The organism is Agrobacterium sp. 22-209-1 (assembly GCF_053522485.1).
In genome coordinates, this window is sequence record NZ_JBNWCH010000011.1 from 61,209 (window position 1) to 80,332 (window position 19,124).

General features: G+C 57.1%; 21 protein-coding genes. 7 read left to right on the top strand and 14 right to left on the bottom strand.

Translation table 11 applies throughout. The annotated features are described in order from the left end of the window. Nucleotides 1–2: 2 nt before the first annotated feature. Together ACQZ48_RS20240 and proC are read left to right on the top strand one after the other, a co-directional pair. The gene (locus ACQZ48_RS20240; RefSeq protein ID WP_448729298.1) at nucleotides 3–935 is read left to right on the top strand and encodes an electron transfer flavoprotein subunit alpha/FixB family protein; all 933 of its coding nucleotides are present in this window, start codon (nucleotides 3–5) and stop codon (nucleotides 933–935) included. An 18-nt stretch (nucleotides 936–953) separates the two neighbouring features. After that, the gene (proC, locus tag ACQZ48_RS20245) at nucleotides 954–1,775 is read left to right on the top strand and encodes a pyrroline-5-carboxylate reductase (protein WP_448729299.1); all 822 of its coding nucleotides are present in this window, start codon (nucleotides 954–956) and stop codon (nucleotides 1,773–1,775) included. Between the two features lie 448 nt (nucleotides 1,776–2,223). On the opposite strand, the gene glnQ is transcribed toward proC, so the two are convergent. From glnQ to ACQZ48_RS20280, 7 genes are all read right to left on the bottom strand, one after another. Continuing rightward, entirely contained in the window at nucleotides 2,224–2,952 is a 729-nt protein-coding gene (glnQ, locus tag ACQZ48_RS20250; protein WP_448729300.1) for a glutamine ABC transporter ATP-binding protein GlnQ, read from the bottom strand. Continuing rightward, the gene (locus ACQZ48_RS20255) at nucleotides 2,949–3,605 is read right to left on the bottom strand and encodes an ABC transporter permease subunit (protein ID WP_448729301.1); all 657 of its coding nucleotides are present in this window, start codon (nucleotides 3,603–3,605) and stop codon (nucleotides 2,949–2,951) included. Before ACQZ48_RS20255 ends, glnQ begins: the two co-directional genes overlap by 4 nt. A gap of 44 nt (nucleotides 3,606–3,649) precedes the next feature. After that, the gene (locus tag ACQZ48_RS20260) at nucleotides 3,650–4,396 is read right to left on the bottom strand and encodes a transporter substrate-binding domain-containing protein (RefSeq protein ID WP_448729302.1); all 747 of its coding nucleotides are present in this window, start codon (nucleotides 4,394–4,396) and stop codon (nucleotides 3,650–3,652) included. A 178-nt stretch (nucleotides 4,397–4,574) separates the two neighbouring features. Beyond that, the gene (locus tag ACQZ48_RS20265; RefSeq protein ID WP_448729303.1) at nucleotides 4,575–5,942 is read right to left on the bottom strand and encodes an ATP-binding protein; all 1,368 of its coding nucleotides are present in this window, start codon (nucleotides 5,940–5,942) and stop codon (nucleotides 4,575–4,577) included. Further along, complete coding sequence (locus tag ACQZ48_RS20270; protein ID WP_448729304.1) at nucleotides 5,939–6,706, bottom strand: response regulator; 768 nt, start codon at nucleotides 6,704–6,706, stop codon at nucleotides 5,939–5,941. The genes ACQZ48_RS20265 and ACQZ48_RS20270 overlap by 4 nt, the downstream gene beginning before the upstream one ends. A gap of 199 nt (nucleotides 6,707–6,905) precedes the next feature. Continuing rightward, entirely contained in the window at nucleotides 6,906–7,184 is a 279-nt protein-coding gene (locus tag ACQZ48_RS20275) for a hypothetical protein (RefSeq protein WP_448729305.1), read from the bottom strand. A gap of 187 nt (nucleotides 7,185–7,371) precedes the next feature. After that, entirely contained in the window at nucleotides 7,372–7,851 is a 480-nt protein-coding gene (locus ACQZ48_RS20280; RefSeq protein WP_448729306.1) for a hypothetical protein, read from the bottom strand. A gap of 211 nt (nucleotides 7,852–8,062) precedes the next feature. Here ACQZ48_RS20280 and ACQZ48_RS20285 point away from each other — a divergent pair, with 211 nt between their 5' ends. Then, nucleotides 8,063–8,407, top strand: coding sequence for a hypothetical protein (locus ACQZ48_RS20285; RefSeq protein ID WP_448729307.1), 345 nt, complete (start codon nucleotides 8,063–8,065; stop codon nucleotides 8,405–8,407). 143 nt (nucleotides 8,408–8,550) lie between these two features. Here ACQZ48_RS20285 and ACQZ48_RS20290 read toward each other — a convergent pair whose 3' ends face one another. Further along, nucleotides 8,551–8,871 carry a hypothetical protein gene (locus ACQZ48_RS20290; protein ID WP_448729308.1) on the bottom strand — a complete coding sequence of 107 codons (321 nt, stop codon included), beginning with the start codon at nucleotides 8,869–8,871 and terminating at the stop codon, nucleotides 8,551–8,553. Nucleotides 8,872–9,010: 139 nt separating this feature from the next. On the opposite strand from ACQZ48_RS20290, the gene ACQZ48_RS20295 reads away from it, so the two are divergent. The 3 genes from ACQZ48_RS20295 to ACQZ48_RS20305 all read left to right on the top strand — a co-directional run bounded on the left by ACQZ48_RS20295 (nucleotide 9,011) and on the right by ACQZ48_RS20305 (nucleotide 13,900). Beyond that, nucleotides 9,011–10,180 (top strand): efflux RND transporter periplasmic adaptor subunit, encoded by a 1,170-nt coding sequence (locus ACQZ48_RS20295; RefSeq protein ID WP_448729309.1) that lies wholly within the window; start codon nucleotides 9,011–9,013, stop codon nucleotides 10,178–10,180. 6 nt (nucleotides 10,181–10,186) lie between these two features. Beyond that, nucleotides 10,187–13,336: a multidrug efflux RND transporter permease subunit gene (locus tag ACQZ48_RS20300; RefSeq protein WP_448729310.1), complete on the top strand. Its 3,150-nt coding sequence runs from the start codon at nucleotides 10,187–10,189 to the stop codon at nucleotides 13,334–13,336. A gap of 138 nt (nucleotides 13,337–13,474) precedes the next feature. Next, nucleotides 13,475–13,900 carry a helix-turn-helix domain-containing protein gene (locus tag ACQZ48_RS20305; protein ID WP_448729311.1) on the top strand — a complete coding sequence of 142 codons (426 nt, stop codon included), beginning with the start codon at nucleotides 13,475–13,477 and terminating at the stop codon, nucleotides 13,898–13,900. 78 nt (nucleotides 13,901–13,978) lie between these two features. Here the strand turns inward: ACQZ48_RS20305 and ACQZ48_RS20310 are convergent, their stop codons facing one another. From ACQZ48_RS20310 to ACQZ48_RS20325, 4 genes are all read right to left on the bottom strand, one after another. Then, entirely contained in the window at nucleotides 13,979–14,587 is a 609-nt protein-coding gene (locus tag ACQZ48_RS20310; RefSeq protein WP_448729312.1) for an FMN-dependent NADH-azoreductase, read from the bottom strand. 140 nt (nucleotides 14,588–14,727) lie between these two features. Then, entirely contained in the window at nucleotides 14,728–15,636 is a 909-nt protein-coding gene (locus ACQZ48_RS20315; protein ID WP_448729313.1) for a VOC family protein, read from the bottom strand. 39 nt (nucleotides 15,637–15,675) lie between these two features. Next, complete coding sequence (locus ACQZ48_RS20320; protein ID WP_448729314.1) at nucleotides 15,676–16,110, bottom strand: DoxX family protein; 435 nt, start codon at nucleotides 16,108–16,110, stop codon at nucleotides 15,676–15,678. 167 nt (nucleotides 16,111–16,277) lie between these two features. Continuing rightward, nucleotides 16,278–17,180, bottom strand: a complete 903-nt coding sequence (locus tag ACQZ48_RS20325) for a LysR family transcriptional regulator (protein ID WP_448729315.1) — start codon at nucleotides 17,178–17,180, stop codon at nucleotides 16,278–16,280. Between ACQZ48_RS20325 and ACQZ48_RS20330 the strand changes: the two genes are divergently transcribed. Continuing rightward, nucleotides 17,179–17,433, top strand: a complete 255-nt coding sequence (locus ACQZ48_RS20330) for a hypothetical protein (RefSeq protein ID WP_448729316.1) — start codon at nucleotides 17,179–17,181, stop codon at nucleotides 17,431–17,433. The two genes, ACQZ48_RS20325 and ACQZ48_RS20330, sit on opposite strands and share 2 nt — an antisense overlap. A gap of 124 nt (nucleotides 17,434–17,557) precedes the next feature. Here the strand turns inward: ACQZ48_RS20330 and ACQZ48_RS20335 are convergent, their stop codons facing one another. Further along, nucleotides 17,558–18,337 carry an SDR family NAD(P)-dependent oxidoreductase gene (locus ACQZ48_RS20335; RefSeq protein ID WP_448729317.1) on the bottom strand — a complete coding sequence of 260 codons (780 nt, stop codon included), beginning with the start codon at nucleotides 18,335–18,337 and terminating at the stop codon, nucleotides 17,558–17,560. Further along, on the bottom strand, nucleotides 18,337–19,116 hold the full coding sequence (locus tag ACQZ48_RS20340) for an L-iditol 2-dehydrogenase (RefSeq protein ID WP_448729371.1): 780 nt from the start codon (nucleotides 19,114–19,116) through the stop codon (nucleotides 18,337–18,339). Before ACQZ48_RS20340 ends, ACQZ48_RS20335 begins: the two co-directional genes overlap by 1 nt. Between the last annotated feature and the right edge of the window lie 8 nt (nucleotides 19,117–19,124).

A 19,124-nucleotide genomic window follows, 5' to 3' on the forward strand; every position in this document is an offset into this window, starting at 1 on the left:
ACATGACTATCCTTCTTCTCGCAGAACACGACGGCTCCACCGTTTCGGACCAGACGGCAAAGGCCCTGAAGGCCGCTCTCCAGATCGGCAGCGACGTCCATATCCTGGTGGCAGGCAAAGGTGCTAAAGCAGCCGCCGGGAGCGCCGCAAGGCTGACCGGTGTCACGAAGGTCATTCTGGCGGACGACGTATCCCTTGCGCACGGCCTCGCGGAACCGCTCGCCGCCCTTGTCGTCTCGCTGGCGGATGGCTACGACACAATCATTGCCGCCGCGACCGCCTCGGCAAAAAACGTCATCCCACGTGTCGCCGCCTTGCTTGACGTCATGCAGATTTCGGAGATCACGGACGTCATATCCGCAGATACCTTCAAGCGTCCGATCTACGCCGGAAACGCCATTCAGACCGTTCAATCCACCGACGAGAAGAAGGTCATCACGGTCCGCGCGACCTCGTTCTCCCTCGCCCCACAGGGCGCGCCGGCTAGCATTGAGGAGTTGTCGGCGGCTGCTTTTCCTTCCGATCTTTCCAGTCACGTATCGGACGAACTTTCCAGATCAGATCGCCCCGAGTTGACTTCGGCGAAGATCATCATTTCGGGCGGCCGCGCTCTTGGCTCGGCCGAGAAATTCCAGGAAGTCATTCTTCCCGTAGCGGATAAGCTTGGCGCTGCCGTTGGCGCGAGCCGGGCAGCGGTCGATGCGGGATATGCGCCGAACGACTGGCAGGTCGGCCAGACCGGCAAGGTGGTCGCACCGCAGCTGTACATCGCCGTGGGTATTTCCGGCGCGATCCAACATCTAGCCGGGATGAAGGACTCGAAGATTATCGTCGCAATCAACAAAGACGAGGAAGCACCGATCTTCCAAATTGCGGACTATGGTCTCGTCGGTGACCTCTTCGAAATCCTGCCCGAACTCGAGAGATCCCTCTAACCGGAATTGGAAAAGCCCATGGCACACATCGTACTTGTCGGAGCCGGGAACATGGGCTTTGCCATGCTTGGCGGATGGAAAGCTGGAACCCGCCACGAGTTTACTGTCGTGGAGCCAGACGAGCGCCTTCGCGAACGCGCCGCTGCGCAAGGCGTATGCGTCCTTGCGAGCCTTGCCGACTGGACGGGTCCCGCATCGGCCGATGCCATAATCGTGGCCACGAAGCCGGATGCCGTTCCAACGGTCGTCTCGAAAGTCCCTGCCGTTGCCAGCAATGGCGCGGTGGTGATCTCGGTCGCCGCCGGCGTGACAATCCAGGCGATCACAGCCGCTATCGGAACTATCGACATCGGCGTCATCCGATCCATGCCGAATACGCCCGCCGCTATCGGCGAGGGGATGATCGTCTGCTGTAGCGCGGAAGCCGTAACAGCAGCCCAACGCGAGCTGGCCCACGAATTGATGTCGTGCGTCGGCAAGACAATCTTCATCCACGACGAGACATTGATGGATGCCGTAACCGCCGTTTCGGGCTCCGGTCCGGCCTATATTTTCCACTTCGTCGAGGCGCTGACAGCTGCGGCTCGGGCGGCCGGACTCGATGACGAGACTTCGTCCTTGCTCGCCAAGCAGACCGTATTCGGTGCGGCAAAGCTGATGATCGAGAGTACCAACTCTCCGTCCGAGCTACGTCGCCAGGTGACTAGCCCCAAAGGCACCACCGAGGCGGCCCTGAATATCCTTATGCGCGAACAGAGCGGGTTGACAGCTCTGCTCACGGAAGCCGTCGGAGCAGCCAAAACGCGTTCGATCGATCTTCGGGGATCAGCGTCCAAATAGCCACAACGCTCGCCAGTCACAAAGCGGATCGGAGACGACCTTCGAATGGAAGACGTTCCTATCAGAGGCAACTCGGGGCTTTGGCCGGCGCTCGTTGAGCACGCCGGAATACCGGGCACACAGTGCTCGGAGCAGTTAGGTCGGCCGATGCACTTCAAGCCCTGAAAACCAAGGTACCGTGCGCAAAGTCGTTCCTCCGAGACTTAACGGATTGAGATTGCACAAAGGGCGGTCGAGAGCGCCGGATTGAAAATGGTCTGGTCGATGTCCGGAGCCCGTTCGATGCAATGGCGCCCGACCGAGCGCAATATCGACAGCGGCATCTCCTGTGCGTCCACAGAAGAGGCGCGCACTGGTGGCGGCGAGCATTTTATTTGACCGGATGGCGGCCCAGTTTGAAAAGGGCCACCACGGAAAAGGAAGTCCAGCTTCTGTAAGATATGTCATCCTATCGGATGTGCTGAAGGAAGGTCGAGAGGCGATCGCTTGGCGGGTTTGACAGCAATTCCTTGGGGTCACCGTCATGAAGGATGTGACCTTTGTCAATGAACAGCAATCGGCTGCCGACGTCCCTTGCAAATCCGATTTCATGAGTGACGACGACCATCGTCATTCCCTCGATCGCAAGTTGCCTCATGACTTGAAGTACTTCGTGTCGAAGTTCCGGGTCCAAAGCAGACGTGGGTTCGTCGAAAAGCATTAGCTTCGGTTTAATGGCAAGCGACCGCGCGATGGCCACACGCTGCTGTTGCCCGCCGGAAAGTTGGCTGGGATAATAGTCAGCTCTTTCCTTGAGGCCCACCTTCTCCAGCAAATCACGGGCGATGGATTCGGACTCAGCTCTACTCGCACCGCGAACCTTTCTCGGTCCGAACATAACGTTCTCAAGTGCCGTCATATGCGGAAACAGGTTGAACTGCTGGAAAACCATTCCAGCTTCCAGTCGGATTTGGCGTATCTCTGCCGCGGTTCCTTTGGCACTGATCCCATCGACGATTAGGTCGCCTCCCTGGATCGTTTCAAGGGCGTTGATGCACCGGAGAAGTGTCGATTTTCCAGACCCGGAAGGACCAATAAGGAAAACAATCTCGCCCGGATCGATTGAGAGATCAACGCCCTTCAGCACTTCGAGGTTGCCGAAGCTTTTCACGACCTTTTTGAATTGGACGATACTCATGACAGTTGCGCTCGCTTTTCGATCAGACGAAATGCGATCGCCATGATGCTGATAATCACAAGATAGATCCCACCAACCGCCGTCCAGATTTCTACGGCGCGGTAGTTCTCAGTCATGATCTCCTGTCCCGTTCGGGTCAGTTCGGCGACGCCGATTACGATCAATAGCGACGTATCCTTCAGACCGATGATGAACTGGTTGCCGAGGGCTGGTACCATCCGGCGAAACGCCACCGGACCAATGATGTATAGCAACACCTTGCGCAAAGGCAGTCCCATTGCCAGGCCGGCCTCGCGAAGGCCATGGGGGACGGCCAGGAAGCCCCCACGCACGATTTCCGAGAGATACGCGGACGAGTTGACCGTCAGCGCGATCATACCGGCGGTCAGCGCCGTCAGCTTGATATCGAGCAATGAAGGTAGCGCGAAATAGATGAACATGATCTGCACCACCATCGGCGTGCCGCGGATTAAGCCGACATACACCTGCATGATGAAAGAGATGTATTTTGGCGCATAGGTCCTTGTGACACCGATCACCGTTCCCAGGATCATTCCCGCCAGAAGCGACGCGGCGGCAACCATAACGGTTACAGCCGCGCCGCGTAGCAATGCGGGAAGAGCGTCGTAGATTGCCGACCATTCGAAGGTCATGACAGCTCCCCTTCAGTGTAGCTTACATCGATGTTAGTGAGTTCTCACTTCGCAGACTTGCCAAACCACTTTGTGTGGATGGCATCGTAGCGGCCATCAGATTTGATGGTCTTCAGCGCTGCGTTGACCTTGGCGACGAGCTCGCTTCCCTTCGGGAATGCGATGCCTACCGGAATGCCGTCGCCGACCGGTTTTTCGAGAACTTTCACCTTGTTGTCGCCTTCGGTCTGCGCGTAGTAGGCCAGGAACGGATAATCGTAGACGACCGCATCGGCGCGGCCTGCCTGCAACTCCATGAACATGTTGGTGACCTGCGGGAACAGCGTTACGTTGGCAGTCGGAGCGTTCTCCTTGAGCCAGGCCGTTGAAGCAGCTCCTGTCACGGAGGCGACTTTCTTACCCGCAAGGTCTTCGCCGGACTTGATGGTGGTATTGTCAGTCGCCACGAGAACGCCGAGCGAACTGGTGAAGTAGGCGTCGGAGAAGTCCACGACCTTCTTGCGAGCATCGGTCATGAAGATGCTGGAAATCGCGAGGTCGATATTGGCTGTCTGCAGGGCCGGAATAAGGGCGCCAAAGTCCATAGGGTTTACTTCGTATTTGAAGCCGGCATCCTTTGCGATTTCAGCTAATAGATCCTGGTCAAAACCGACGAATTTTTCGTTCTGAACAAAGTCGAACGGTTTTGAATCAATACTTGTGCCGACAACGATGGTCTTGTCCCGCGCCAAAGCTGAATGAGCCAAAGTTACGGTCGCAATGACCGCTGCAAGAAGTGTGCGTCTGTTCATTCTCTTGTTCCCCATTTTTTGAGTTGAAGCTGGCCCGGGTCCCGCCCGTCGGACACTCAGGGTCAACCAAAATGGATACAATCACACAGGATCACATAAATCAATTAAAAATCGTATAAAATAATGACGGCGCGCATACAGTTCGATAGATAATGTTGGGAAATGTTCACGGCTGTAGCTAAAAACTGGGAGCGCCGCCTTGGTTTGCGGCAAGTTCCGTGGAGTTTACAGGCGGCAGCCGCATCTCCACAACGAGCCCACTCGGTTCGCGGTCAAGCAACCTGAACTGCCCTTTGTGTCCTGTTGTCACGATACCCTGGGCAATGGTTAGCCCGAGCCCAAAACCTCCACCCTTGCCTCCGGATTGTCGTGCCTCATCGCCTTTGAAAAAGGGCTCGATGACTTTCAACTTAAGATCATTTGGCAGGCCAGGCCCATCGTCGGATACCCTGATCGTTACACCGCCGTTGTCGTCGCGCAGCAGCTCGATTTCGATTTGCCGGGCGTATCTGGAGGCATTGTCGACGAGATTGGAAATCGCACGGGTCAAACCTTGAGGCATGCAGATATACGTGAGCCTGCGTGGACCGGAAAAATGAACATTGATCCCGGTGTCAGCAAAATCGTTCGTTATCGTTTGGAGGAGGCTGGAGAGATCCACATTGCGGAAGGGTTCAAACTTGTTGTCGAGGAACACGAGGCTCGCGTCGATCAGCGACGACAGTGCGGTAACATCGGCCAGCATTAGTTCCTTCAGTTCCGGTTCGTTGGAACGATCGATACGCATTCGTAATCGCGTCAGAGGGGTCCTCAGATCGTGACTGATGGCGCGAAGGACCCTTGTCCGATCACGTAGCATCGTCTGTATCCGGCTTTGCATGATATTAAGCGATGTGGCCAGGCTCCGGATCTCAGAGGCCCCCTCCGCTTTGAACGGCTGCCCGGAGTGATCGTCCATGCTCACCCTTTGTGCCGCCGCCGCAAATCGGACCAACGGATCGGTGATCAGCCAACTACCGACATAGGCGAGCAATATGAGCGGAATGACAATCTTCAGAAAGCCGCTTGCGACTGCCGGCGCTAACCAGACGCTGCTCGGAAACTGCGGCATCTCAAAAGACAATGCACGATTGTCATCGACCTTGACGACCAAGTGAACGCGCTTGCTCTGTAGGCTCATCGCGTTTCTGATCGAGGTCAAGATTCCATCATTGATCAGCTCTTTCACCCGCAGAACAACTTCGTTCGTGGGTGTTTCCGGCTGGTAGAACATTGACGCCTCGGACAAAGGGGCTCGCCGCGCCGACACGCCAAGGCGCTCGGAAAACCGGAGTGCCTCATCCTCCTGCTCGACGGTGCGACTGCGGCTGAACTGCTCAAGCACCATTTCCACCCGGCCGGAAAACAGTCCGATCTCGATCCCCTTGTCATGTCTGCCATAAATAAATGGCTCCGACACGGCTGCGACTGTTGACACCAGCACGACCAGCAGGAGTGCAAGGAAGAAGAGTTGCTGGCGAATAGAGGCCGTTCTGAGCCCCTTCACGGTATGGGCTCGACTTTGGATGCGAACAGATATCCACCGAGACGAACGGTCTTGATAAAGGTCGGTTCCTTCAGGTTTGGTTCGATTTTCTGCCTTACACGGCTGATATGTGCATCAATGCTGCGCTCGACAGGTCCAGCCGATCCTGCGTGCGTCATCGCCAGAAGCTGCTCACGCGTCAGGACTTTGTTTGGGTGACAGCAAAAGGCCCATAGAAGATCGAATTCCGCTGTCGTCATGGAGACCTGGGCACCGTCGGCGTCAAACAGCTGACGGCTTCGTGGGTCGATCTTCCATCCCGAGAATGTCACAGGAAAAAGTTCCGGCTCCGGTTCGCTGCGACCGGCGCTTCTGCGAAGGATATTCTTGATACGCGCCATCAGCTCACGGGAGTTGAAGGGCTTTGTCACATAGTCATCCGCCCCAAGTTCCAGGCCAAGGATGCGGTCAATATCCTCTCGCAATGCCGTCAACATGAGGATGGGCGTTTTGCCCGACGAACGCAGCCGCCTGCAAATACTGAAGCCATCCTCTCCCGGCAACATCCCGTCCAACAGGATCAGGTCGAACTCACGGCGAGCGAGCATTCTGTCCATTTCTGTGCCGTTTGCCACCGCCGATGCGTGGAAACCATAGGCGTTAACGAGGTCGACCAGCATGCCCGCAATATCGCCATCGTCCTCAACGATTAGAATACGGGCTTGCGCAGGTACGGCCAGGTCGTTTGTCGCGGTGTTCCTCGGCTGCGGGTGGAGCGTTGCCATGTCGATCTACCATCTCACTGGACTATAACTGGGTAAGCGGCGAGCTTGGGAGCTGCCATTCAAGCTCAGGGGATTGTAGCCTTATCTGATCTCACGCAAAACTTTATTCGAAAATGTTGCAAAATGTTGCAGAGCCCTTCGAGCTGCAGTTTATCCCACGTTAGACGGTGAAAGACCGCGCGGCCAACGGCATCTTCTTTCAATGTTCGATGAGGCTACTATTGTCTACGAACGGGTCAGAGCGGAACTCGGCGTCAACAATCACTGTTGCAATGTAACAGGCACGAACGACAAGCAGTGAAAAGAACGCGAGCGACGTGCCCAGCACAAGATAATGCCTGAGCTGCGATCGCTTGGGCAGATTTGCTATGAATGCGGTTGCGACATGCCGCACAAATCGTCCTAGTGCGACAAGCAGAAACATTGCCAGAATGACATAGCCGCTCAGCGATGCGGCGTTAATCAGCCAGAAAAACAAAAGACATCCTCCGAAGAAGAGCCGTTCCTGTTTAGGGACTGCTATTTGAAAGAGATTGCCGGGCCGAAGACTATAGCGTTGCCTTGGCAGCCCGGTGCACACAGCCTCCGACTTTGTATCCGACAACTGAGGAGCGCTCGGCGCTGGGAGAATAGGCGCGACTGGTACGGGCGGCTCCTGCAAGCCTTCAGGACCGTGCATCTCCCAATCCTTCGCTATGGCGAGGCAGGCCCAATAGTCTTTTGGCTTTGGTCCACCATCGCAAGAGCGCATGGCTCGTTGTGTCCGGCGGGTTTATTGCCTCAACGCGTAAGTGCTCACCTTTCGTGGAGGTGGTTTGAACGAGAAAATCGATCCTTTCCATAAATGCCCTTCCGTCAAAACGTTTTGACGTCAACGGCTGACGTTCACCCGAAGGTACCGAATGAAAGAAAATCTCAAGATTGACCACGGGTATGGGACGGATCGTGCGTAGAATGTCGATCTCCGGCCGCGTGGTGATGGCAACGGAGTAGCCGTCCGAACGAAGAGCGTCGAAGGCCTCCGGCACCGTCGATACTGCATCGGAGGCATAGCCCCGTTCGGCGAGTTTGGTAACGATCACATCGGCGGCCGGTCGAGAAAGGAAGACAAGAATTTTCTTTGCGGGTGTCGGTTCAGCGGACACGAGACTTTCCTCATAACGTCGATGAGAAAGTCTAAAGCTACCCGGTGCAGCGGTGTGTTTGGTTTTATGCGTTTTTGTTGCAGCCAACCGACATCGCTCCGATGCACCGCTCTTAGGGCCGTTGCCAACGGATTCGCAACAAAACACAACAAAATCGAATAATACTCCACAGGGGTTGGATCTATTGTGGTTGCAACCAAGGAGGTTATCGATGTTCAACCTGATTGCCTTCTCGGCGCTGAGACGGATTTGCATTTATCTGCCGGACACGCACACCGTCAAATTGCTGGAACGTGCAGTGGTCGCGGAAGGTCTTTCCTCGGAGAGCGCAACAAGCTTCGCCGAATTCGAGAACAAGATCCGGCATCGTCACTACAGCGCGATCGTCACCGTGTCGTCTTGGATACCCGAAATCCGAAAATTGTCGGAGCTGCCGATCATCGACATTCAGTGTCTCCTGGATGACTGGCGACAGAAGAGCACAACGCTCAAACCATCTGCATTCGAGGCGATGACCTTCCTTCAAGGAAGCTGCTTCATCGCCGTAAGACGTTAGGCCGAGGCGCGAGTTCTTACACCCTCAACCACCTTGGAATGACCGCTCCACTCACGCAGGAGGCACGATGATTCTTCACACTGTGCAATCGGCACGACGACATATTGTTGTCTGCCTCCAGAACCAGCGAGGCCTTGTCCTGGTCAATGAAATTCTAAGCCGCAGCCGGATTCGCGGTGGTCACCACAGGAGACCCGCGTGAGCTGGTAGCTGAACTCGCGATCCGCGACCATCATGCAGTCGTCACCGCGGGAGAATGGGTTGCGGCGATCGGTCAATTGACCACGCTGCCAATCATCAATCTGCAGGAATATGTCCGCCGCGGTTCCGAAGGGGATCAGCAACTCAGGTTCGACAGGGCTGCCTTCCTTGTTCAGATATCCTCTTGCCTGGATCGGCATGATGCAACTGCCAAACAGGCAATTCGATGCCAGGCGAATGGCAACGAATAATCTCGAATTCATGCCCTACAGCCCCTCGCATGGAACGATGAAGCAGCGCTCGCCGGGCTAGAGCCACACCCCTTTTTCCCTGAGTTTGCCTAACAAAATACTCGGAACGTCATTTCCTGACACCGAGCTTGAAACCATTAAGGAACGCTTGATGTCCCGTCGTTTGAGACCCGTTACATCCCTTCTTATTGCCAGCGCGTGTGTGGTGCTAGCAAGCTGCTCGGATGAGCCGAAAAAACAGGCAGCCGCACCGCCGGCCAAGGTTTCCGTCGTCGACATCAAGGCAGAAAAACTACCTGTGGTAACGGAGCTTCCGGGGCGGGTGGCACCCATGGTCACCGCCGACGTTCGTCCCCGCGTAACGGGAATGGTGCTGAAGCGGGTGTTCCAGCAGGGCACGTCGGTCCGTGAGGGAGATGTCCTCTACATTATCGATCCGGAACCGTTCAAGGCGAAGGTTGCATCGGCGCAGGCCGCACTTGACTCCGCTATCGCCGGGCAAAAACTGGCGCAACAGAAGGCCGATCGCCAGATACAGCTCTCCCAGAATGGTGTCGCAAGTCTCGAGAACAGAGATACTGCCGTCGCCGAACTGGCGCAGAGCAACGCTGATGTCGAACGTGCCCGCGCTGATCTGAGAACAGGCCAGCTCGAACTGCAATATACGGAGATTCGCGCGCCAATCAGCGGCAGCATTGGCCGGGCGCTGGTGACCGAAGGTTCGCTGGTCAGTCCGACATCGGGCGTCATGGCCACGATCCAGCAGATCGATCCTGTATACGCCGATTTTACTCAACCTGCAGACAATTTGATCAGGCTGAAAAATGCCGTCGCCGAGGGTAAACTGGAGGCCGATGCCTCCGGCAGCGCGCTCCTCAAGCTGGTGTCTGCCGAAGGACGACCCTATCCGCACGACGGGAAACTTCTGTTTTCGGAAGCGACCGCGAACGCGGCAACCGGCCAGGTGATCCTTCGGGGCGAGTTTCCCAATCCGGAGACGAACCTGCTTCCCGGCATGTATGTGCGCGGCCGGATCGAGCAGGCCGCCCTTGACGGTGCTCTTGCGGTACCCGAGCAAGCAATCCAGCGCGATACCGCCGGGATTGCCCAGGCCTACATCGTTGGAGCGGATAACAAGGTCGAGATCCGCCCGGTCTCGCTCGGCTGGATTCTCGATGGCAGATGGGTCGTACTTCAAGGTATCAGCGCTGGCGATCGTGTCATTGTCGAAGGTTTCCAGCGGATAGCGCCGGGTGCGCAGGTGCAGCCTGAACCCTGGAGCAATCCTGCCCTTGCCCCTCAAACTGCAAACGGGGGCTGATCTCCTATGGCTGCTTTTTTCATCGACCGCCCGGTCTTTGCCTGGGTTCTCGCCATCGCCATCATGCTGGCCGGTGCTATCTCCGTCACAATGCTGCCGATCTCGCAATATCCGAACGTTGCGCCACCGCAGATCAGGATCGCCGCCACCTATCCCGGCGCCTCTCCGGAAGACACCTATGAAGGCGTCACCCGTCTTATCGAGGACGAGCTCAACGGCATACCGGGCTTGCTCTATTACGAGTCGACTTCGGATGCCTCCGGGACAATCACCATCAATGTCACGTTCGAGGCCGGAATCAACGTCGACACGGCAGCCGTCGAAGTCCAGAACCGCGTTCGCCGCGTCGAGGCGAGGCTTCCTGCGTCCATCGTGCAGCAGGGCATCAGCGTCGATGCAGCCAGCTCCGGTACACTCCTGCTTGTTGCCCTGACCTCGAAGTCCGGGTCGACCGACGGCATCGCGCTCGGCGACTATATGAGCCGCAACATCGCCAGCGAGCTGCGTCGTATTCCCGGTGTCGGCAATGTCCAGCAATTCGGCAGCGAGCGCGCGATGCGTGTCTGGGTCGATCCCGACAAGTTGCTCGGGTTCAACCTGTCACCGAACGATGTAACAGCGGCGATCAGAGCACAGAATGCGCAAGTTGCCGCCGGCCGTATCGGCGCCGCTCCGGTTGGCGCCGAACGTCGGACCACGGGTTCGCTGCTTATCAAGGGCCAGCTCACCTCCCCTGACGAATTTGGAATGATCGTCCTTCGCGCGCAGCCGGACGGTTCTACGGTCCGCTTGCGCGACGTTGCCCGCATCGAGGTGGGCGCCGAGAGCTATAACACCTCGGTCAGAATCAATGGCAAGCCGGCCTCCGGCGCGTCGATCGAACTCGCCCCGGGCGGCAACGCGCTTTCAGCGGCGACCGCCATCCGCGAGCGGATGGATGAGCTAGCGCCGTCATTCCCCCAGGACATCGAATACTCCATTCCTTACGACACGACGCCATTTGTCTCGATTTCCATCGAGAAGGTCTTGTATACGCTGCTTGAGGCCGTCGTTCTCGTATTCGCGGTGATGTTTCTTTTCCTGCAGAACGTCCGCTACACCATCATCCCGACGATCGTCGTCCCAATCGCACTTCTTGGCGCCTGCGCCGTCATGCTGGTTCTCGGCTTTTCCATCAATGTGCTGACCATGTTCGGCATGGTCCTGGCGATCGGCATTCTCGTCGATGACGCGATCGTCGTGGTGGAAAACGTCGAGCGCATCATGATGGAGGAAGGTCTTTCTCCCAAGGACGCGACAAAGAAAGCCATGACGCAAATCACGGGTGCGGTTATTGGCATCACGCTGGTGCTGACATCGGTCTTCATCCCCATGGCGTTTTTCCCCGGTGCGGTCGGCGTCATCTACAAGCAATTCGCACTGACCATGGTCGCGTCGATCCTGTTCTCTGCGTTTCTGGCACTGTCACTCACACCCGCCCTATGCGCCACGTTTCTCAAACCCGTCGAGAAAGGTCATGGACACGCGAAGAAAGGCTTCTTCGGCTGGTTCAACCGCAAATTCGATGCATCGTCCCGCGGCTACAGCAACTGGGTTGGAAGCCTGCTACGCAAGAGTGGGCGAGTGATGCTCGTCTATCTCGTCGTGGTGGGCGCTACGGCATATATGTTCCTGCGGCTTCCGGCCGACTTCCTGCCGGTAGAGGACCAGGGCACGTTGCTCGCACAGGTCCAGGCGCCAGCGGACGCTACAGCAGCACGCACGGCCGAATCTGTCGCGACGATGGAGAAGATCGTCATGGATGACGAGGCTGTCACCCGTGTCGTTGCCATCAATGGCTTCAGCTTTGCAGGCGCCGGCGAAAATGCGGCCCTTGTCTTCATGACACTCAAGGACTGGAGCGAACGCACCGCCGAACAGGCCGCCCCTGCCCTTGCGCAGAAGTTCAACGGCGCGTTCCAATCCATCAAGGACGCGATGGCGTTTGCAACCTCGCCACCGGCCATTTCAGGCCTCGGGACCACCAACGGCTTCGCCTTTCGTCTCCAGGACCGTGGTCAAAGAGGGACCGCCGCGCTCACTGCGGCTCGCGATCAATTTCTCTCTGAAGCACGCAAGAGCCCTGTTCTTTCAGGCGTGCGCGAAGAAGGTCTGGCGGATGCTCCTCAGATGGTGCTGACCATAGATCGGGAGAAGGCCAACGCCTTTGGTGTCACCTTTGCCGAAATAAACCAGACGATCAGCACCAATATCGGTTCCTCTTATGCCAATGACTTCCCCAACTCGGGACGCATGCAAAGGGTGACAGTCCAGGCCGAGCCCGACAAGCGCGGCGATATCTTCGACATCATGACCATGAATGTGCGCAACACCGATGGTGGCATGGTCCCGATTTCGGCATTTGCCACCTATAGCTGGTCAAAGGGCGCCACTCAGCTGGTAGGCTACAATGGTTTCCCGGCAATCCGTCTCAGCGGGCAGGCTGCGCAAGGCTATTCCTCCGGTGATGCAATTGCAGAAGTGGAGCGCATCGCCGGATTGCTGCCGGCAGGCTTTGGATATGAATGGAGCGGTCAGTCTCTCCAGGAAATCCAGTCCGGATCACAGGTTCCGATGTTGCTCGGTCTTTCCTGCCTGCTCGTGTTTCTGTGCCTCGCCGCACTCTACGAAAGCTGGGCCATCCCGCTTTCGGTGATGCTCGTCATTCCGCTCGGAATCATCGGCTCTCTTGCCGCGGTCATGCTGCGTGACATGCCAAATGACGTCTACTTCAAGGTCGGCTTGATCACGATCATCGGATTGTCCGCCAAGAATGCCATCCTGATCATCGAGTTCGCGAAAGATCTGAGGGCCGAAGGCAAGTCGCTCTTCGACGCGGCGGTGGAGGCAGCTCATCTCCGCTTCCGCCCGATCCTCATGACCTCGCTCGCCTTTACGCTTGGCGTCGTTCCATTGGTGATCGCAAGCGGCGCCGGCTCAGGAAGCCAGACGGCAATCGGGACCGGCGTCATGGGTGGCATGATCTCGGCCACGGTCCTCGCGATCTTCTTCGTGCCGGTGTTCTTCGTATTCGTGCTCGGCCTCACGCAGAGAGGCAAAACTGCACAGGCAATTTCCAGCGAGAGCGCTGCGCCCTCCGTAAGCACTGGACCGTAAATGGCTGGACGGCAGTGCGGTTCGTGCTGCCGTTCCGGACCTCTGCAATGGAGAAGGGCCAATGATGAACGCTTCGCCTGTCACTGGGACCTAGCTCGGAAATAAATTTGACATCCCTAACTTCGTTGTCGGGACCGCGTGATGAAAAGCAAAACCATACCAAACCCTGTTGACGTTCATGTCGGAAGCAAAATCCGTTCGCGCCGCAGAGCGCTTGGCATCAGCATGGAAACTCTGGGCCAACAGCTCGGAGTTACCTTCCAGCAAATCCAGAAGTATGAACGAGGTGCCAACAGGGTGAGCGCAAGCCGGCTACAGAATATTGCCTCCGCCCTTGGTGTCCCTGTGCGGTATTTTTTCGAGGACATGCCTAGTGAGCAAATTACCTCAAAGGCAACCCAAACCACCGCATTCGACCTTCCCGAATTCGTTCAGTTCGTATCTTCGGTAGAGGGACAGCAGTTGAACCGTGCTTTCGTAAAAATTGAGGACCCGAAAGTCCGAAAACATATCATCGCGCTGATTAAGACGGTCAGTGCGGGAGAGGTAACGAGGCGGCGGTAGAGCCACAGAGGATGAGATCGACGGAATAATAAAACTGGCCGGAGGTCGCATCGCGACGACCTCCGGCCGATGGCGACGTCACGCAAAGGCTGCGATCTGACCCTTCGCCTTGGTGATCTCTGCTACTTTGGCATCATCACCCATCGCGAGGCCTTCGGCCCGCACAACCGTGACATCGGTCAGTCCGATGAAGCCGAGCACACCAAGCAGGTAGGATTCGTGATGCTCCAGCGGAGCCGCTGGGCTACCTTCGCCATAGACTCCGCCACGGGTGGACGCGAGGAAGACCATCTTGCCGGAGGGAAGCAGGCTTTCGGGACCGTTGGCGCCGTACTGGAACGTCTTTCCGGCAACAACAACGCGGTCGACCCAGGATTTGAGTTGGGTCGAGATCGTAAAATTGTACATTGGCGCACCAATCACGATGATGTCGGCAGCAAACAACTCCTCGATATAGGCCCCGCCTTTGCCCAGGTCGGCTCCAAGATAGGCGTCCTCAACAGGCGCGCCCTGAAACACGGCCATATGGGCGCTCGAGAGATGCAACGGCGATTGCGCGTCGAGATCATGATAGGTGACCTCGGCATCGGGGTTCAGGACGACGAGACGCTCTACGATGGCAGCCGACAGGTCACGACTGGCCGAGTAGGCGCCCAAAATGCTGGAATCGAGGTGGAGGATGTTCATGGGTTTTATCCTTTCGGGAGGGTGAAAAAGGGAGAGAAGTCTGCGGCCGGCCGTTTCGAGGAGGGTCCACATGGATCAGACCTCGCCAGACCAGCGCGCCAGCGGCAAAAGGGGCGAAATCGCTATAGGGAAGATCAGTTTCATCGCGTCACCGGAGCCGCAGCGACGGAGGTCAGGCGGAACCGGACATTCCAGGGATCGAAGATGACCAGGTGCCCCTCCTCGTCCTGCGGCGGTTTGCCGGCATCCGTCAGGTGCGAGGTGACCGATGCCAATGTTTCGGAATCTCGCAGGAGGAGCTCCACCTCGGCAAGCCCCGTCGTGCCCTCACGGCGTATGCCGGCTCCGGCGCTCTGCCAGATGTTGCCCGCAAGCTGGTGATGATAACCACCGGTACTGTAAAAGCTGACCGTCGGCGCTGCCGCGTTGATCTTGAAGCCAAGAAGCTTGCCATAGAAGGCATCAGCAGAACCGACATCGCCGACTTGCAGATGAACATGGCCAACCGTGGCACCCGCCGGCATGCCATTCCAGACGGATGTCGTCGATCGTGACAATTCGCCTAGATCGAGGGGACCTGCACCCATCTGGATGACTTGCTGGATCCGTGTCCATGTCGAACTTGGCCGGTCGGCGTAGATTTCGACGCCGTTGTCTTCGGGATCTGTCAAGTAGATGGCTTCACTGACAAGATGATCCGATGCCCCGGTCAGGCGGACTCGCAACCGGAGCACATGACGGACCCATGCACCGAGATCGTAGCGCGAGGGAAGCAGGAATGCGATATGGTAAAGCCCGGCGCTACGCGGTGAATTGGGCAACGCGTTAGGGTCGTGTCGCAGAGAGATGAGGATGCGACCATCGACACCAAGATGGAGCGTGGCTCCCTCCTGAACGATCGGCTCCAGGCCCACGACCTCGCGATAGAAGCGGGTCATGCGATCCAGATCCCGGACCACGAGGGTGACGCCACCTATTCCGATTGGCGCGCATGCAACAATATCATCGCGTCTTGCCTCGGCCATTTGCAAGCTCTCTGTCGAAATCATGGAACGCTCCTGAGATATGAGGACGGCGGTCGGCAGCGCTCAGCTCCGAGACGCGATCGGCGCTTTCTTCGAACGCCCCCAGAAGATGAAGATCACAAGACCAAGCAGCAGTGCATTCAACGGGAGAACCGGGAACTCTCCGCGATAGCTGTGAAAGCCGGCGGCAAAAATCTGAAGCACAATGCAGCACAGGGCGGCGACCACAGTCAGACGCGGCAGGATGCGCGTAAGGGACGGCAAGATCAGACCGAAGCCTCCCGCGAGATCGATGAGGCCGATTACTCGCACGAAGACCGGTGACAGTTCACCGGTCCAGGGCATCATCGCCGAGAGCTCCGGAATGGGCGTGGTGAGCTTCATCACACCAGACATGCAGAACAGTCCGGCCGCAACGATCTGGGCCAGCCAGATGCCGATGCGCAGCGGCTTGCCCGCAGGGGAGAGAGAATGATCTTTCATTTGGAGGGTCGACATTGTGGTCTCCGCAGGTTGGGGAACGATGTCGGAAGACTACAAAAGCCGATCAAACAAAAAAATCGGCATAGTTTTGATGATGATCATCGGGAAACTCGATGGAGATCGAACCTTCAGTTTGTTCCCCAGAGCATGATCTGCCGTCTGACCTACAGGTAAGACGGCGATTAAACTGGCGTAAAAACGCCCTCACCTAACGCTGCAAGCAGTTCGGCACCGGCGGGACCCGGCGGGCGTTGTCGATAATGGGCGGCGACAATGTCGAAACGGGGCAAATGATCGCTCCCATCCCAGCGCTCGACCTGCAGCAAGACCAGTCGTCCCGCTGCAATATCCGCAGATACCAGTGGCTCGGGCATACTGCCCCATCCCAACCCCTCACGCAGAAGAGTGTGCTTGGTCGTCAGGTCGGTGACCCGCCAGCTATCGAGCGCTGCGACCCCGTATTCTGGGGACATCGAGTGTTGGCGCGGATCCGTCAATACGATCTGCAATTCCTCGCGAAGCATGTCACTTGTGATCGGTCTCGACGTCTGAGCAAATGGATGATCGGGAGCTGCAACGGCAACAAGATCGACGGTCGAATGATGTGTTCTATCAAGGACATTTGGCAATTCGAGATCAACAAGCAACGCAATATCCAGCGTGCCTTCGATCAGCATCTCGGACAGTCCAAAGGATTCCCGGACAATCCGCAGCGCGACTGTAGGAAACTGCGCACGGAATGTCTTTAAATATGGAGCAAGCTGGGCAACGGGCAGCAGTTCGGAAAGTCCAAGGCGCACTTCAGCTTCCAACCCACGAACCATGGCCTTGGCTTGGCCGCGAAACTCGTTGACGTCCGCCAATATCCGCCGCGCTCTCGGTAAAAGCGCCTTGCCGGATGCGGTCAACGTTGGACGATACTCGTTTCGATCAAACAGTGGCGTGCCAATCTGGTCCTCCAGCTTTTGGATCGAATAGGTGATCGCAGACTGAGCACGATTCAGCGCCCGAGCAGCGCCGGAGAAACTGCCAGCGTCGACGGCCCTCGTGAAAACCAGCAATTGATCGATCGTCAGCGAATCCATGCCTATCAAATTAGCTGAACGTGTTCTTCAAAACAAACTCGATATCTTCAATGGTTTTACCGTGGCAGTTTTCATCGCCGGCATGAATTGTTCTTCGTCGCCTTCGGGCAAAGATACCGCCATCAAAAGTAAAGGAATGACTATGATCCGCTTCGCGTTGCTATTTGTCGCCTCGCTGTCCCTTGCCGGATGCCACACCACCGATCTCGGCCGCTCTATCGGCTGGCAAGAACCACCTGCGTCAAACATGTAGTTTTCGAAGTGAGTGTATGGCTTCCAAAGCCATACAGATCGGCATCAGACATTTGGAATGTCTCTCGGGCTGCCACAGATGCGAACGGCGCGCGCACCAAGGCGAAATCCCGCTCAGGCAGTCTTCAAACAGTTTTGAGCATTCCGCCATCAACGTGATAGGCGGAACCAACACTGTAAGATGCGCGAGGCGAGCAGAGGAAGACGCAGAAATCCGCAAGCTCTTCAATCGTGCCGAAACGTCGGATATCCGCATTGTCATCCGCAACCTTCTGCAGATAATCCTCCCAGCCATCTCCTGCCAATTCCCGGGCTGTTTTTTCCCAGTCCGGTGTGCGGATCAGTCCGGGATTAACGGTGTTGACGCGGATATTGCGTTTGATCATCTCCACGGACAGGCATTTGCCGAACATCAGCAAAGCCGCCTTCGTGACGTTATAGATCGGTTCATACCAGAGCGGCTGCACTGCGCAGATTGATGCGTTCATCAGGATGACGCCGCCGCCCTTGGCTTCCATCTGGTCGGCCAGACCCCGGCTGAGGCGCACCGCCGCCATGACGTGGAGATCCCAGTAGGAATACCACTTCTCGTCAGGCGCTTCGGCAACGGTTTCGTTGGATCCTGTGCCCGCATTGGATACGAAAATATCGGCGCCGCCCAGCGCAGCCGCAGCCTCGATGATCGCCTGGCAACCATCGGCCGACGAGACGTCCGACGCAACGGCGTGAGCAATTACGCCAAACTCGCTGGCGATAGCTTCAGCGGCATTTTCGACCTCCGCCGCCGTGCGTGCCGTGATAACGATGTGGCAGCCTTCCCGTGCAAAGGCTTGCGCCAGCCCAAGGCCAATACCCTTCGAGCCGCCGGTAATGACCGCGACTTTGTCTTTGAGATAGAGATCCATCAGCTCATCCACTGTCCGCCGTCGACATTGTAGCATTGCGACACCACGTAGTCGGATTCATTCGAAGCGAGAAAGACCGCCATGCCGACAAGATCGCCGGCCGTGCCCATTCGACCGTAGGGAACGGCTTCCCCGACCTCTTTTTTCTTCTGTCCGGGCGCCTTGCCTTCGTACTTGGCAAAGAAAGCATCGACGCCGTCCCAGTGCTCACCGTCGACGACACCGGGAGCAATCGCATTCACGTTGATACCGTGCTCGATCAGATTGAGACCGGCAGATTGGGTCAGACTGATCACAGCTGCCTTGGTCGCACAATAGACGGCGACCAGGGGCTCGCCACGGCGACCGGCCTGAGAGGCCATGTTGATGATCTTGCCGCCTTTGCCACGACTGATCATATGCTTTGCGACAGCCTGCATTGTGAACAGCGGCCCGTAGACATTGACATCGAACACGCGACGATAATCGGCCTCCGATATCTCCACCAACGGTGCGGCCGTAAACAGCGCGGCGTTATTGATGAGAATATCGATACGCCCGAGCGTGTCGACAACGCCGTTGACCGCAGCCTCAATGCTATCTTTCTGTGTGACGTCGAGCTTGATCGCTATTGCTTCGCAGCCGATGTCCCTCGCGGCCTCTTCGGCGCGTGCCATATCGATATCGCAGATGGCGACCCTGGCCCCTTGGGCGACATATGCCTTGGCAAAGGCCAAGCCGATACCGCGGGCAGCCCCGGTAATCATCGCACATTTCCCGGCTAGTCGTTGTGATGACATTTTTCCCT

Bases quoted from the DNA above. Each gene is read 5' to 3' on its own strand.
- ACQZ48_RS20240 (WP_448729298.1), top strand. From the start codon at position 3: ATGACTATCCTTCTTCTCGCAGAACACGACGGCTCCACCGTTTCGGAC.
- proC (WP_448729299.1), top strand. From the start codon at position 954: ATGGCACACATCGTACTTGTCGGAGCCGGGAACATGGGCTTTGCCATG.
- glnQ (WP_448729300.1), bottom strand. From the start codon at position 2,952: ATGAGTATCGTCCAATTCAAAAAGGTCGTGAAAAGCTTCGGCAACCTC.
- ACQZ48_RS20255 (WP_448729301.1), bottom strand. From the start codon at position 3,605: ATGACCTTCGAATGGTCGGCAATCTACGACGCTCTTCCCGCATTGCTA.
- ACQZ48_RS20260 (WP_448729302.1), bottom strand. From the start codon at position 4,396: ATGAACAGACGCACACTTCTTGCAGCGGTCATTGCGACCGTAACTTTG.
- ACQZ48_RS20270 (WP_448729304.1), bottom strand. From the start codon at position 6,706: ATGGCAACGCTCCACCCGCAGCCGAGGAACACCGCGACAAACGACCTG.
- ACQZ48_RS20285 (WP_448729307.1), top strand. From the start codon at position 8,063: ATGTTCAACCTGATTGCCTTCTCGGCGCTGAGACGGATTTGCATTTAT.
- ACQZ48_RS20290 (WP_448729308.1), bottom strand. From the start codon at position 8,871: ATGAATTCGAGATTATTCGTTGCCATTCGCCTGGCATCGAATTGCCTG.
- ACQZ48_RS20295 (WP_448729309.1), top strand. From the start codon at position 9,011: ATGTCCCGTCGTTTGAGACCCGTTACATCCCTTCTTATTGCCAGCGCG.
- ACQZ48_RS20300 (WP_448729310.1), top strand. From the start codon at position 10,187: ATGGCTGCTTTTTTCATCGACCGCCCGGTCTTTGCCTGGGTTCTCGCC.
- ACQZ48_RS20310 (WP_448729312.1), bottom strand. From the start codon at position 14,587: ATGAACATCCTCCACCTCGATTCCAGCATTTTGGGCGCCTACTCGGCC.
- ACQZ48_RS20315 (WP_448729313.1), bottom strand. From the start codon at position 15,636: ATGATTTCGACAGAGAGCTTGCAAATGGCCGAGGCAAGACGCGATGAT.
- ACQZ48_RS20320 (WP_448729314.1), bottom strand. From the start codon at position 16,110: ATGTCGACCCTCCAAATGAAAGATCATTCTCTCTCCCCTGCGGGCAAG.
- ACQZ48_RS20330 (WP_448729316.1), top strand. From the start codon at position 17,179: ATGCCTATCAAATTAGCTGAACGTGTTCTTCAAAACAAACTCGATATC.
- ACQZ48_RS20325 (WP_448729315.1), bottom strand. From the start codon at position 17,180: ATGGATTCGCTGACGATCGATCAATTGCTGGTTTTCACGAGGGCCGTC.
- ACQZ48_RS20335 (WP_448729317.1), bottom strand. From the start codon at position 18,337: ATGGATCTCTATCTCAAAGACAAAGTCGCGGTCATTACCGGCGGCTCG.
- ACQZ48_RS20340 (WP_448729371.1), bottom strand. From the start codon at position 19,116: ATGTCATCACAACGACTAGCCGGGAAATGTGCGATGATTACCGGGGCT.